Genomic DNA, 14,375 nt, shown 5'->3' on the forward strand with positions numbered 1-14,375 from the left:
CGGGGGCCGGTTTCAGGGCACCAAATAGCCTTTGATCCCGGTAAAAATGATCTGCGCCGCCAGGGCGCAGACAAACAATCCCATTAAACGACTGACGATCTGCAATCCCTGATCCCCCAGAATCCGCTCAATACGATTGGACAGGTAGAGCACCACGCCCACGGTGAAGCTGGCCAGCGCGATACTGATGATCGCGGTGAGCTTGTCGTCCCAATGCGGCTGGCTGACACCCATCACCAGCAAGGCACCGATTGTGCCGGGGCCAACCGTCAACGGGATGGTCAGCGGCACAATGGTGACGTCCTGCTGCACGTTGTCGGCTTGTACCGCCGGTTTGCCCTGCGCCATGCCCAGCGCCGAAATGAACAGCACACTGCCGGCGCCGATGCGAAACGCATCCACGGTGATGCCGAACACATCGAAAATCACCCGTCCGAACAAATACAGCAGGACGCTGGAGACCAGCGTCGCCACCGCGACCTTCCAGGCCAGCCGCCGTTGCTCCTTGCGCGAATAACCGCGGGTCAGACTGATAAAACAGGACAGCACGAAGAACGGGCTGTAGAGCACCAGCATCTTCAGGTAAACGCTGAACAACACGTGGAGCATGGTCATGTCTCGCTGGGAAGGAGAGTGGGGATGGAGTCTATCAGCGCTTTGCGGGGTTGGGGTATCGACTTTTATAGCGCTGATTGTTATTGGTTTAGTTGTTTGTTAGTTGTGTTTTTATTGCTTTGGTAAGTAGTGTTACATGTTTTTGTTTGTGGGGTGTTGGTGTCTTTGGTTATGGTCGTTTTCGCAAGTTAATGAAGGCTTGCTTAAATGATGATAAGGAATTGAAAGTGAATAACCCAGTAATGCAACAACTCTATGTCGCCAACTGCATTAGTGCTTTGCAGCAATATGAAATTGATGAGGTTCCAACTATTCAAGGTCGTGGTGTTGCCCTGACCCTTAATTCGGGTGACGCCGTGGAAGCGCCGACAAAGGCGGCAGTTGTTGGCGAGGGTCTTTTGGCATTTTCTGCTCATCTGACGGATGACAATCGGACCGACGCACAAAATGCCTTTCTTTTCGCGACACTTGTAGCCAACAAGAAATTCCCGCTCGAAAGCCAGGGCCTGGAGTGGTATCTGCTGTTTCGCGAGGTCATGACCAACTCAGGCTGGACGCCTGTTACCAAGTACTACAACGATCTGGAAGTTGCGGGCACCAGCGTACGGATGGATAAACTGGTCCTGGAAATTCTCGGCTCGGTGGTAGCGGGTCTTGCGGTGCCTGGTCCTGCAACTGCGCTGATGCTGAAGACGGCGGGCGACGCCATCGCCGCTCTGAAAAAACGCGACACCGCATTGACTCTGTATGAGCGCAATCTGCTGAACCACGGCGTTGGCGGCATCACCGCTGGCGTCTGTACCGAAGTTAATGGTGAAGCCATCATGGCCGTCGGCGCTGTGCGTTTTCTGCGTCGCAATACTTCTACTAAAGTTATGTTTGTCGATGTGGATATTCGCAATGTGAAGTTGTACACCGGTGAAACGATCTTTGCCAAGAATACCGAAGTTGCTGATAAGGCGCGCATGGCCATCAGGACTAAGCTGGGTCTGAACGTGGTATCGAAAATCGAAGAGTATGAAATCTGATTGACAGAAGAAGGGCAGTCATGGCGACTGCCCTTTTTTATTACGGAGGCCTAACATGGATGATGAGTGTTTAGTTTTGATTGTCGGGGCTTGTGTGGTGATTATTCCCGATGGTGAACGGCTGGAAGTTTATAGCGATCTGGTCAATTCGATTTTGCTGGCGCAACTGGTTGCCAATAAGAAACGTGAAAAATCCCTGTCCCCGGATTGGTACGGCACGTACGTGAGTGTCCTTGATGATTTCTGGTTGCGCCATCAGAAGTCGAAGCAGACATGGCAGGTCAGCAATCCCGGAAGTCAGTCCGCGCTGGAGTTTTTCAATACAGCGTTAAGCAATGATGCCATGTCTGAAACCCGAATAATGGGTGTTGTTCTGCAGCGAATGGCACAAATACCGGGCGACGAACTCGCCATCCAGCGATTGCGCAGTTTCATGAAAATATCGGCTACGGCCGAGTCGGACAGCATGCCGCCGCCGTTGGCGAAGGTACATCTACTGGTAATTGTCGCGAATGCTGCCGATTCGATAGCAAGCGCGTTTGTTGAGTTCGAGGCGTCACTCGAGTTAAGCCAAAATCCATTTCAACAGTTGTATCAGTGCGAAGAGGTTCAAGGCTTGGTCCATGTGCATCACGCCCGGGCAAGTCTGTCGGAAATTCGCTACAGCGGCGCGCGTGAGGCGATTGCCAGGAAAGTCAGGGACAAACTTGCGGACAGCGTGGCAGTGCTGAATCTGCCCAAGGAGATTACGGCATGAAGGACTTGATTACACCGCAGGCTGCGGTGGTGGGCGGCAGTGTCGTGGCGTTTGCCGGTGGCCTGCCTGCGACCCATCGAGACGACATCTACATGAGCACAGCCTATGCGCAAAGAGCAACACGCGCGGCGTTCGAGGACGGACTATCGGGGGACTGGTTCGAGTACTACAGGAATGTCCTGAAATTTGTCGGATGGGACGTGCCGAAACCGCAAACCTTGACGCCGTCGCGCAATAATCTGATGGCCGGTCAGGCAACGCAGCGTATCGCGGCGGTATTGGGTGAGCAGTTCTGCGAACCTATGCGGCGTGCGCTGCAGGTGATGGAGCGTGACGCATTGGCACTCAGGCTGTTCGAGTCCACGAGCCTGCGTGCCAATGTCGGATATTTTCAAATGATCCCCTGCGTGATGAGTGGCCCGAACAAAGTGGAAATGGGCATCTATCACCGCCAGTTCCAGATCGAGAGAGAGGCCAGCGGGTTTTTGTTCAGCGAGGATGAAACACTCATCCACAACAGCGTTGAACAAATTGCTGCCATTACATTCAACACGCTGCATTACGCACAGTTTCGCGAAAAGGTGAAAAACTCCGTCATCACCGGCTCACTCAAATACCTTGATGGCCTGGAGATCTGATCGAATAACAATACGATCCTGCTCAGAAGGTCGACGCCGTCCGATTCTGCTGATCTCGCTGGGCAACCCAGTGCTCGATCAGCTCGCGCAATTGCGACAACTCGACCGGCTTGGACATGTGCCCATCCATCCCGGCCTGACGCGCGCGCTCCTTGTGTTCGGCGAGAATGTGCGCCGTCAATGCCACGATCGGCGTGCGGATGCGTTGGTTGCTGACTTCCCACGCGCGCAGTTGCTGGGTCGCCGAGAAGCCATCGAGAATCGGCATTTCGCAGTCCATCAGCACCAGGTCGTAACGCTGGGCTTTCATCGCTTGCAGGGCTTCTTCGCCGTTGGCGGCGGTGTCCGGTTGCAGGTTGAGCTTGCCGAGCATGCCGCGAATCACTTTGGTCGAAATCGTATTGTCTTCGGCAACGAGGATGCGGAAGTCGCTCGGCACTTTGGCAGCCGTGGCTGGGGTGACCACTTGCGGCTGGAACACCACTTGGCCTTTGTTGCGCTGGTTGAGTTCGTCGGCCAGCGTAGTCTTGAGGGTGTAGCCGGCCACCGGTTTGGCGAGGATGCGTTTGATCCCCGAGTTGCGCGCGATGATCTTGCTCGGCGCATTGCTGATGCCGGTGAGCATGATCAGCAGAATGTCGTGGTTCAGGCTCGGGTCTTCCTTGATCTTGGCCGCGAGCTGCATGCCGGTCATGCCTGGCATGTTCTGATCGAGCAACACCACATCAAAGTAATCGCGCAGGTGCGCCTTGGTGCGCAACAGGGCCAACGCTTCCTTGCCGGAAGGCACGGCGCTGACATTCAGCCCCCACGCGCTGCATTGCTGCACCAGCACTTTGCGACAGGTGTCGTTGTCGTCGACCACCAACACTCGTGCGCCTTGCAATGGGCTGTCGAGATCGGAGGTCGGGTGTTCGAGGCGATCCGGATCCAGCGGCAGGGTCAACCATAAGGTGCTGCCCTGATTGGCGCCGCTCTTGATGCCGAATTCGCCCTGCATCAAACGAATCAGTTGCCGCGCGATGACCAGACCGAGATTGCCGCCCAAGCGATTCGCCGAGAGGAAGTGCTTGCTGTGCAGTTCGGCGTGCATCAGCGCGTCGCGTTCTTCCTGATCCATCGGTTGGCCGCTGTCCTGCACAGCGATGCGCAGGCGTGGCTTGCTGCTGCGTTCGTCGAGCGCGACGACGATCAGCACTTCACCTTCATCGGTTTTCTTCAGAGCGTTTTCCAGCAGGCTCAGCAGCGTCTGACGCAGACGTGTCGGGTCACCGCTGATCACTCGCGGCACTTGCGGCTGGATGAAGCTGATCAGTTCGACGTTCTGCTGTTCGGCCTTGGCGCGGTAAATGCTCAGGCAGTCATCGATCAAGGCATTAAGGTCGAACTGCACGTCGTCCAGTTCGATCTGCCCGGATTCAAGCTTGGAAATGTCGAGGATCTCGTTGATCAACGTCAGCAGTTCGTTGCCGGCGCTGTGGATGGTCTGCACGTAATCGCGTTGCTTGACCGACAGTGGCGTGCCCAGCAGCAGTTCAGTCATGCCGAGCACGCCGTTCATCGGCGTGCGGATTTCGTGGCTGATCTTGGCGAGGAATTCGGCTTTGGCGTTGATCTCGGCATTGCTTGCGGCGAGGTCGCGGCTGACGCTGAAACGGCTTTCGGTGATGCTGCGCTGACGCTCACCGAGGGCGATGCTCATCAGCAGGCCGCTGATGCAGATGAATGCCATCAGGGTCATGATCAAGCCTTGCGGCGAGACCAATGTCAGCCCCAGCAAGGCCGGAAGAATGATCAGCGTGCCGATGTTGAACACCACCATCGCCGCGACGAACAAACGCGCCGGGCGGTAACCCTTCTGCCAGTGATAGAACGCGACGAACAACATGCTCAGGCCGGCCAGCGCCACCAGTGCATAAGTGATGATGTTCAGCGGCAGGGTGTTGACGAACAGCAGCAACAGGCTGCAGGTCACGATAAACAGAATGTCGCCCAGCAACAGTTTGTTCAGCGGATGCGGGCCGAGCGGGGCGAAGAAGCGATAGGCGAACATCAGCCCGGCCGGCGCCGTCAGCAGCAACGCCAGATAGGCGCCCGGCGTCTGCACCGCATGCCAGTTCGGCAGCCAGGGACCGGCGAGGTTGAGCAGCAGCAACAGGCTCAGGCCCAGCAGGCCTTCGCAGACCGCCAGCCATAAGCTGCTGCGCGAGCGGGAATAGGCGTAGCGCACCAGATTGTGCAACAGCAGCATGCCGAGGCAGCCGAACAGTAAACCGAAGACCAGCGTCTGATTGTGATTGGCCGCGCTCATCACCGCCGATTGCAGGGTGACGTGCGGGCGCAACTGATGGTCGGACACCAGGCGCAGATACACGTCGAGGGGTTTGTCGCTCTGCGGCAACGGCAACATGAAGTCGCTGCTCGGCAACGGCCGTTCGGCCTGCGGCTGGTCGGTGCCGGTGTTGCGTTGCTCGATCAGCTTGTCGCCGTCGAGTACGTAGAGATTGAGCTGTGACAGGTCGGGGGCAAAGATGCGCAGCACTTGCTCGTGCTTGCCCGGTGCCAGCCTGAAACGCAGCCACAAGGCGCCATCGGGTTCGGACGCGGTGAGGCGGTCAAGGTCGATGGGGCTGAATTGATTGGTGTAGCGAGCGGAGCGGATATCACTCAGTTGCAGATTGCCTTGATCGTCGAGCAATACCGACCAGCCACTGCCTTGCGCGGCCTGGGCCGGAAGCATGCAGAGCAAGGTCAGCAACGTGACGGTGAAGCTTATGGCAATCCTGAGCCAGCGCACGGCGAAATCCCTTCGTAGGTTGATGCCAGAATATAACGATGCGCGGCGGCGGAACAGCCCGGCGAGGAACGGTATCCCTCGCCGGACTTGATCGACAGCTTATTCCTGGGTTTCGCCACGTTCACGGGCAATGGCGCGGTAGCCAATGTCCTTGCGGTAGAAGCAGCCTTCCCAGTCGATGGCGGCCGCGAGCTTGTAGGCTTGCTGCTGCGCTTCACCGACGCTGGCGCCCATTGCGGTGGCGCAGAGCACGCGACCGCCGGCAGTGACGACGTTGCCGTCTTTCAGTGCCGTGCCGGCGTGGAAGACTTTGCCTTCCAGCTTCGCCGCAGCATCGAGACCGTTGATCGCTGCGCCCTTGGCGTGGTCGCCCGGGTAGCCGCCAGCGGCCAGCACGATGCCGACGCTCGGGCGTGGATCCCATTGGGCTTCGACCTTGTCCAGCGCTTGCGCCAGCGCCGCTTCAACCAGCAGCACCAGGCTCGACTGCAGACGCAGCATCACCGGTTGGGTTTCCGGATCGCCGAAGCGGCAGTTGAACTCGATGACTTTCGGGTTGCCGGCTTTGTCGATCATCAGACCGGCGTAGAGGAAGCCAGTGTAGACGTTGCCTTCCTCAGCCATGCCGCGCACGGTCGGCCAGATCACCAGATCCATCACGCGCTTGTGCACGTCGGCGGTGACCACCGGGGCAGGGGAGTAGGCACCCATGCCGCCAGTGTTCGGGCCGCTGTCGCCGTCGCCAACACGTTTGTGGTCCTGGCTGGTGGCCATCGGCAAAACGTTTTTGCCGTCGACCATGACGATGAACGAAGCTTCTTCGCCGTCGAGGAATTCTTCGATGACCACGCGCGAACCAGCGTCACCAAAAGCGTTGCCGGCGAGCATGTCACGCACGGCGTCTTCGGCTTCAGCCAGGGTCATGGCGACGATCACGCCTTTACCGGCGGCCAGGCCATCGGCCTTGATCACGATCGGTGCGCCTTTTTCACGCAGATAAGCCAGGGCTGGCTCGATCTCGGTGAAGTTCTGGTAGTCGGCAGTCGGGATCTTGTGACGGGCGAGGAAATCCTTGGTGAAGGCTTTCGAACCTTCCAGTTGCGCAGCGCCGGCGGTCGGACCGAAGCAGTCCAGGCCACGGGAGCGGAACAGGTCAACGACGCCAGCCACCAGCGGCACTTCCGGGCCGACGATGGTCAGGGCAACGTTTTTCTCGGCGAAGTCGGCCAGTTGCTCAAGGGCCAGCACGTCGATGGCGACGTTTTCGCACTTGGCTTCAATGGCGGTGCCAGCGTTGCCCGGAGCGACAAAAACCTTCTGCACGCGCGGATCCTGAGCCACTTTCCAGGCCAGGGCGTGTTCACGGCCACCGCTGCCAATGATCAAAACATTCATTTCAAAAACCTCGGATGACGCTAATTCTGTGGGGGCTGATCGTTCCCACGCTCTGCGTGGGAATGCCTCTACGGACGCTCTGCGTCCGAGGGACGCGGAGCGTCCCGGGCTGCGTGCCCACGCAGAGCGTGGGTACGATCAAGCAATAATCAGTGACGGAAGTGGCGCATGCCGGTGAACACCATCGCGATACCGGCTTCGTCAGCAGCAGCAATCACTTCAGCATCACGCATCGAGCCACCCGGCTGGATCACCGCAGTGATGCCGACCTTGGCCGCGTTGTCCAGACCGTCACGGAACGGGAAGAACGCGTCCGATGCCATCACCGAACCGGCCACTTGCAGACCGGCGTGCTCAGCCTTGATTGCGGCGATACGTGCCGAGTTTACGCGGCTCATCTGGCCTGCGCCGACACCGATGGTCTGACGGTTCTTGGCATAGACGATGGCGTTGGACTTAACGTACTTGGCGACTTTCCAGGCGAAGATCAGGTCGTGGATCTCCTGTTCGGTCGGCGCACGTTTGGTCACGACTTTCAGGTCATCGGCGCTGATCATGCCGATGTCGCGGCTCTGTACCAGCAGGCCGCCGTTGACGCGCTTGTAGTCCCACGCTGCAGCGCGGTCAGCCGACCACTCGCCGCAGGCCAGCAGACGTACGTTGGCTTTCGCCGCAACAATGGCGCGGGCTTCTTCGCTGACGCTCGGGGCGATGATCACTTCCACGAACTGACGCTCGACGATCGCTTTGGCGGTCTCGGCATCCAGTTCACGGTTGAAGGCAATGATGCCGCCGAACGCAGATTCGGTGTCAGTCGCGTAAGCCAGTTCGTAGGCCTGACGGATGCCGCCGTCAGCGTCCGGGCTGACTGCCACGCCGCACGGGTTGGCGTGCTTGACGATCACGCAGGCTGGCTTGACGAAGCTCTTCACGCATTCCAGCGCGGCGTCGGTGTCGGCCACGTTGTTGTACGACAGCTCTTTGCCTTGCAGTTGGGTCGCGGTGGCGATGCCGACTTCGGCAGGCTTGGCTTCCACGTAGAACGCCGCGCTCTGGTGCGGGTTCTCGCCGTAGCGCATTTCCTGGGCCTTGATGAACTGGCTGTTGAAGGTGCGCGGGAATTCGCTGCGGCCTTCAGTGCTCAGGGTTTCAGCGGCCTGGTTCACGGTGCCCATGTAGTTGGCGATCATGCCGTCGTAGGCGGCGGTGTGTTCGAAGGCCTTGAGCATCAGGTCGAAACGCTGAGCGTAGGTCAAGCCACCGGCCTTGAGGCCTTCGAGCACGCTGGCGTAATCGCTGGCATTTACCACGATTGCTACGTCTTTATGGTTTTTCGCTGCCGAACGGACCATGGTCGGGCCGCCGATGTCGATGTTCTCGATGGCGGTCGGCAGGTCGCAGCCTGGCTTGTTGATGGTGGCTTCGAACGGATAGAGGTTAACGGCAACCAGATCGATCGGCTTGATGCCGTGCTCGCTCATGATTGCATCGTCGATACCGCGACGACCGAGGATGCCGCCGTGGATTTTCGGGTGCAGGGTTTTCACCCGACCGTCCATCATCTCGGCGAAACCGGTGTAATCCGCGACTTCCACTGCGGCAACACCGTTGTCGCGCAGCAGCTTGAACGTCCCGCCGGTGGAGAGGATCTCGACGCCCAGGGCTTCAAGCTCCTTGGCGAATTCGAGGATCCCGGTCTTGTCGGAAACGCTGATCAAGGCGCGGCGGATCGGCAGGCGGGTAGTCTGGTCGGTCATCTCAATTTCCATCAAAAGCAAAGGAAGTCAGCAAAAAAGGCGACCGTTTTTTACGCGGGCGCCTTTCTGGTTTGATTGAATGCTTACAGCAGATCGTACTGCTTGAGTTTCTTGCGCAGCGTGCCGCGGTTAAGTCCCAGCAGCTCACTGGCCTTGGTCTGGTTGCCCTTGACGTAGTTCATCACGCTTTCGAGCAGGGGAGCCTCGACTTCGGAGAGCACCAGGTTGTACACATCCGTGACGGACGCGCCCTCAAGGTGGGCGAAATAATTGTGCAGCGCCTTCTCGACACTCCCGCGAAGGGTCTGGCCTTCTTCGCTCGGGGTATTGAGGTGCTGTTTCAAATTCACGTTGTCGCTCACGGGTGCTGTTCCACTCACTAAAGTCTCGGTCATCATCGTCATGCGGCCACCCCTTCTTCGTCCCCTGTCAGGCTCTTGTAATGCTCGGCGAAGAACTCCCGAACATTGGCGCATTGTGTTTCCGTACCATCCAAACGATTGAAGTGGGCGCGAAACTCCCTGGCGCCCGGCAAGGTTGCGAGATACCAGCCCACATGCTTGCGCGCAATGCGCACGCCCATCACGTCCCCATAGAAAGCGTGAAGTGCGGCCAGATGCTCCAGCAGTATGTGTTCCACTTCGATCAGCTCCGGCGCCGGCAATTTCTCGCCGGTACGCAGGAAGTGTTCGATCTCGCGAAAAATCCATGGCCGCCCTTGGGCGGCGCGGCCTACCAACAGGCCATCGGCACCGGTCGCGTCAAGCACGTAACGGGCCTTCTCCGGCGAATCGATATCGCCATTGGCGAACACCGGGATCGACACGGCCTGCTTGATCGCGGCAATCGTGTCGTACTCGGCTTCACCCTTGTACAGATCGGCGCGAGTGCGGCCGTGCACTGCCAGCGCGGTGATCCCGGCCTGCTCGGCGATCTTCGCCACGGTCAGGCCGTTCTTGTTGTCGCGATCCCAGCCGGTGCGGATCTTCAAGGTGACCGGCACATCAACCGCAGCCACAACGGCCTGCAGGATCTCGGTGACCAGTGCTTCGTCTTTCAACAACGCGGAACCGGCGGCCTTGTTGCAGACCTTCTTTGCCGGGCAACCCATGTTGATATCAATAATCTGTGCGCCCAGTTCGACGTTGGCCCGCGCTGCGTCCGCCAGCATCTGTGCATCACCACCGGCGATCTGTACCGAGCGTGGCTCGGGATCGCCCTCGTGGATCATGCGCATGCGCGACTTGCGGGTGTTCCACAGGCTCATGTCACTGGTGACCATTTCCGAGACTACAAGCCCTGCGCCCAAACGCTTGCACAGCTGACGAAAGGGCTGATCGGTGACGCCCGCCATCGGGGCGAGAATCAAGCCGTTCTGCAATGTGTATGGGCCGATGCGTACCGCCGACATAGGACTTCCCTGAGGTGGGGCCGGATCATGAGAGTTCGAAAAAGGGTTGGCATGATACCCGCTCTCGATGACTGGATAAAGGCTGAATTGAACAAAATCTGAACAGTTATTCTGTTATCGCCGCCGGTTTGGTCGTGGCTGGCAAAGTCAGAAAACCGCCGTCAATTCGAAAGCCATGCAGGGATTCACTCGGGTGAGTGGAAACTCAGGCTGTAATTCACCGCTTTGGGGCCGGGATCGAGAATATCCAGCGCAATATGGATCGGCGTCTGCGGCGGCATTTCGGCCAGACCTTCGAGATCTCCTCTAAGGTACTCGCCGGGTTTGAAACGACGACTGGCGATCAGGTGACCGTTGAGGTCGGCGAAGCGCAGTTCCAGTAATGGAAAGGGCTGAGAGAACGTCGCGCGGTTATAAATGATCGCGTCGACCACCAGTGCACCGTTGAACTCCGGGTGACTGCGCACCACCAGGTTGCTGCTCTTGATCCGGGCGATGTCGACCTTCGACGGCACCGTGCAGCCGATCTGCGGGCAGATTTGCTGAAACCACGGGCGGTATTGATCCTGTCGAGCCAGTTCATCGAAATGATAGGAGATGTACTGGGCAGCCAGTCCACCTGCCGCCAGCAGGACCAACAACAGCCAAAGCAAGCGGCGTCCCCACGGTGAGCGGCGTTTCTGCCAGTCCAGTTGCAGTGGGTCGTCGGTCAGGTCCTGCAGGACTTCGGCACGTACGCCGGGCTCTGCGCGCTCGCGCTTTTTGCGCAGCGGTTCGATCGATGGCAAATCGTCGTCATCGACCTCGTCGCTGGCCGACAAGCGTTCGCGGCGGGCATTCGGGTCGATCGGGTCGTGCAAGCGCAGATGCGGAATCGCCGGCTCGTCATCCACATCCACCGGTTCCAGCGACAGCGAAGGCTCGGTGCGCTCGGAGGTGAGCGGTTCAATGTCGTCGGCTTGTGGTTCGTCGTCCGGCTCAGGGATCCGCTCATCGGCGGGTTCGCTGAACAGGCTGCCAGGCCACGCGGCATCATCGGGCTCGGGGCTGTCGCGTCGGGCGCTCAGGGACTCTTCGCGCGGGCGGCCGAGTTCGGTGGCGGGCTGGATTTCCCGTTGTTCGAGACGGGCCAGTTCTTCGTCCAGATCGAGGCTGTCGAGATCAAGCGCCGAGGCGCTCCATTGTTTCTGGCTGATGGCACGCGGTGCCGCAGGTTCAATGGCGGGTGGCTCGACAACAGGCGGCGCGGCAATGCTCGGCGACGCCTCGACAGGCAGCTCGGCGAGCGGTGGTGCAACCGGCGTCACCGCGTCCTTGCCGGCGTGTTGTTCCAGCAGCTGTTTGGCGGCGTTGAACACTTGCAGGCAGGAGCCGCAGCGAACCACCCCGCGGGCCACGCTCAATTGAGCATGGCTGACGCGGAAACTGGTTTGGCAATGCGGGCACTGGGTGACGAAACTGTCGGTCATGCGGCGATCCGGATTATGCAGGCGGACATATTAGCGCCGACGGCCAGTGATGCGCACCCAGCCATCGCGATTGGCGATCGGGTCGAGATCAAAGTCCTGCGCGTAAGCTGCAGCCACTTCGTCACCCTGCTCAGCGAGGATGCCCGACAGCGCCAGGCGTCCACCGGACTTGACCAGCCCGGACAGTTGCGGCGCCAGCGAAACCAGCGGGCCGGCAAGAATGTTGGCGACCAGTACATCGGCTTGAACTTGCGGCAGATCTTCCGGCAAGTACAGCGGGAACAGCTCATCGGCAATGTTATTGCGCCCGGCGTTGTCGCGCGAAGCTTCCAGCGCCTGCACGTCGATGTCAGTGCCGACCGCTTCCTTGGCGCCGAGCAGCAGTGCGGCGATCGCCAGAATCCCCGAGCCGCAACCGAAGTCGAGCACGTTGCAGTCTTTCAGGTCCTGACCGTCGAGCCATTCCAGGCAGAGCGCGGTGGTCGGGTGCGTGCCGGTGCCGAAGGCCAGACCTGGATCGAGCAGCAGGTTGACCGCATCAGGTTCCGGCGCAGCGTGCCAGCTCGGCACGATCCACAGGCGCTGGCCGAAACGCATCGGCTCAAAACCGTCCATCCAGCTGCGTTCCCAGTCCTGATCTTCGATGACTTCGCTGTGATGCTCGGGCAGCGGGCTGCCGGTCAGCAGTTCCAGATGGGCCAGAACCGGTGCCGGTTCGGTACCGCCTTCGAACAGCGCCAGCAGGTGCGTGTGCGCCCAAAGCGGAGTGGTATTGAGTTCCGGCTCGAAGATCGGCTGGTCTTCGGCGTCCATGAAGGTCACCGACACGGCGCCCACTTCAAGGAAAGCGTCTTCGTAGGTTTCGGCTTGTTCCGGGCTGATGGCGAGACGTACTTGCAGCCAAGGCATGGCGGGCACCTTTGAAAAATATTGATTGCAGCCTAGCGGCCGGCGAGAAGCGCGCAAGTTTACGCGAGCGCGCGGCAGAACACGAACATGGTTGAAGATCAAAAGATCGCAACCTGCGGCAGCTCCTACAGGAGTTCGCATTCCAAGGCAGGAGCTGCCGCAGGCTGCGATCTTTTGACTTTGCAGCAGAAACAACAAAGCCGCCCGAAGGCGGCTTTGTCAGGTGCGGGCTGAAGCTTAGTGCTTCTCGCCAGCCAGCTTGTGCTCGAGGTAGTGAATGTTCACACCACCCTTGCAGAAGCCTTCGTCACGAACCAGATCACGGTGCAGCGGGATGTTGGTCTTGATCCCGTCAACCACGATTTCGTCCAGGGCATTGCGCATGCGGGCCATGGCTTCGTCGCGGGTGGCACCGTAAGTGATCAGCTTGCCGATCAGCGAGTCGTAGTTCGGCGGAACCGCATAGCCACTGTACAGGTGCGAATCGACGCGAACGCCGTTGCCGCCTGGGGCGTGGAAATGCTTGACCGTGCCCGGGCTCGGCATGAAGGTTTTCGGGTCTTCAGCGTTGATCCGGCATTCCAGCGAGTGACCGCGGATCACCACGTCATCCTGCGTGAACGACAGCTTGTTGCCAGCGGCGATGCTGAGCATCTCCTTGACGATGTCGATACCGGTGACCATTTCCGAAACCGGGTGCTCCACCTGAACACGGGTGTTCATTTCGATGAAGTAGAAACGACCGTTCTCGTAGAGGAACTCGAAAGTACCGGCGCCACGGTAGCCGATGTCGATGCACGCCTTGACGCAGCGTGCCAGCACTTCTTCGCGTGCCTTCTCGTCGATGCCCGGTGCCGGCGCCTCTTCGAGAACTTTCTGGTGACGACGTTGCAGCGAGCAATCGCGGTCGCCCAGATGGATCGCATGACCCTGGCCGTCGGACAGCACTTGCACTTCGACGTGACGCGGGTTGGTGAGGAATTTTTCCAGATACACCATCGGGTTGCCGAACGCCGCGCCAGCTTCGGTGCGGGTCAGTTTGGCGAAGGCGATCAGGTCTTCTTCCTTGTGCACCACACGCATGCCGCGACCACCACCGCCGCCAGCGGCTTTGATGATCACCGGGTAGCCGACTTCACGACCGATGCGCAGCGCCGTTTCTTCGTCTTCCGGCAGTGGGCCGTCGGAACCTGGAACGGTTGGCACGCCTGCTTCGATCATCGCGTGCTTGGCCGAAACCTTGTCGCCCATCAGGCGGATGGTTTCGGCTTTCGGGCCGATGAAAGCGAAGCCGGAGTTCTCGACCTGCTCGGCAAAATCGGCGTTTTCCGCGAGGAAACCGTAGCCTGGGTGAATGGCGGTAGCGCCAGTCACTTCAGCGGCAGCGATGATGGCCGGGATGTGCAGGTAAGAGTGCGCGGCAGAAGCCGGGCCGATGCAGACGGATTCGTCTGCCAGACCCAGGTGCATCAGCTCTTTGTCGGCCTTGGAGTAAACGGCGACGGTCTTGATGCCCATCTCTTTGCAGGCACGCAGAATCCGCAGGGCGATCTCACCGCGGTTAGCGATCAGAACTTTTTCCAACTTCGCAGTCATCAA

General features: G+C 59.4%; 12 protein-coding genes. 3 read left to right on the forward strand and 9 right to left on the reverse strand.

What is annotated here, in order from left to right; genetic code table 11:
* Positions 1 to 12: 12 nt before the first annotated feature.
* A complete protein-coding gene (locus tag CKW38_RS18940; protein ID WP_007914577.1) occupies positions 13 to 609 on the reverse strand; it encodes a MarC family protein in 597 nt (198 codons plus the stop codon).
* 233 nt (positions 610 to 842) lie between these two features.
* Here CKW38_RS18940 and CKW38_RS18945 point away from each other — a divergent pair, with 233 nt between their 5' ends.
* Genes CKW38_RS18945 through CKW38_RS18955 form a run of 3 tightly spaced genes read left to right on the forward strand, consistent with a single transcriptional unit; the run spans position 843 to position 3,038 of the window.
* Positions 843 to 1,643: a hypothetical protein gene (locus tag CKW38_RS18945; RefSeq protein ID WP_007914578.1), complete on the forward strand. Its 801-nt coding sequence runs from the start codon at positions 843 to 845 to the stop codon at positions 1,641 to 1,643.
* Between the two features lie 55 nt (positions 1,644 to 1,698).
* Complete coding sequence (locus CKW38_RS18950; RefSeq protein ID WP_095113539.1) at positions 1,699 to 2,400, forward strand: hypothetical protein; 702 nt, start codon at positions 1,699 to 1,701, stop codon at positions 2,398 to 2,400.
* On the forward strand, positions 2,397 to 3,038 hold the full coding sequence (locus CKW38_RS18955) for a hypothetical protein (protein ID WP_095113540.1): 642 nt from the start codon (positions 2,397 to 2,399) through the stop codon (positions 3,036 to 3,038). The genes CKW38_RS18950 and CKW38_RS18955 overlap by 4 nt, the downstream gene beginning before the upstream one ends.
* A 22-nt stretch (positions 3,039 to 3,060) precedes the next feature.
* Here the strand turns inward: CKW38_RS18955 and CKW38_RS18960 are convergent, their stop codons facing one another.
* From CKW38_RS18960 to accC, 8 genes are all read right to left on the reverse strand, one after another.
* A complete protein-coding gene (locus tag CKW38_RS18960) occupies positions 3,061 to 5,835 on the reverse strand; it encodes a hybrid sensor histidine kinase/response regulator (protein WP_007914583.1) in 2,775 nt (924 codons plus the stop codon).
* Positions 5,836 to 5,934: 99 nt separating this feature from the next.
* Positions 5,935 to 7,230, reverse strand: a complete 1,296-nt coding sequence (purD, locus tag CKW38_RS18965) for a phosphoribosylamine--glycine ligase (RefSeq protein ID WP_095113541.1) — start codon at positions 7,228 to 7,230, stop codon at positions 5,935 to 5,937.
* 149 nt (positions 7,231 to 7,379) lie between these two features.
* Positions 7,380 to 8,987 carry a bifunctional phosphoribosylaminoimidazolecarboxamide formyltransferase/IMP cyclohydrolase gene (purH, locus tag CKW38_RS18970; protein ID WP_095113542.1) on the reverse strand — a complete coding sequence of 536 codons (1,608 nt, stop codon included), beginning with the start codon at positions 8,985 to 8,987 and terminating at the stop codon, positions 7,380 to 7,382.
* Between the two features lie 83 nt (positions 8,988 to 9,070).
* Positions 9,071 to 9,391 carry a DNA-binding transcriptional regulator Fis gene (fis, locus tag CKW38_RS18975; RefSeq protein ID WP_003221275.1) on the reverse strand — a complete coding sequence of 107 codons (321 nt, stop codon included), beginning with the start codon at positions 9,389 to 9,391 and terminating at the stop codon, positions 9,071 to 9,073.
* Positions 9,388 to 10,398 (reverse strand): tRNA dihydrouridine synthase DusB, encoded by a 1,011-nt coding sequence (gene dusB / locus CKW38_RS18980; RefSeq protein WP_007914598.1) that lies wholly within the window; start codon positions 10,396 to 10,398, stop codon positions 9,388 to 9,390. The genes fis and dusB overlap by 4 nt, the downstream gene beginning before the upstream one ends.
* A 185-nt stretch (positions 10,399 to 10,583) precedes the next feature.
* A complete protein-coding gene (locus tag CKW38_RS18985) occupies positions 10,584 to 11,867 on the reverse strand; it encodes a DUF3426 domain-containing protein (protein WP_007914599.1) in 1,284 nt (427 codons plus the stop codon).
* A 30-nt stretch (positions 11,868 to 11,897) separates the two neighbouring features.
* Positions 11,898 to 12,776 (reverse strand): 50S ribosomal protein L11 methyltransferase, encoded by an 879-nt coding sequence (gene prmA / locus CKW38_RS18990; protein WP_007914600.1) that lies wholly within the window; start codon positions 12,774 to 12,776, stop codon positions 11,898 to 11,900.
* A gap of 237 nt (positions 12,777 to 13,013) precedes the next feature.
* Entirely contained in the window at positions 13,014 to 14,372 is a 1,359-nt protein-coding gene (accC, locus tag CKW38_RS18995) for an acetyl-CoA carboxylase biotin carboxylase subunit (RefSeq protein WP_007914602.1), read from the reverse strand.
* Positions 14,373 to 14,375 lie beyond the last annotated feature (3 nt).

The sequence above is a fragment of the Pseudomonas sp. Irchel 3H7 genome (assembly GCF_900187605.1).
Taxonomy (GTDB): Bacteria; Pseudomonadota; Gammaproteobacteria; order Pseudomonadales; family Pseudomonadaceae; genus Aquipseudomonas.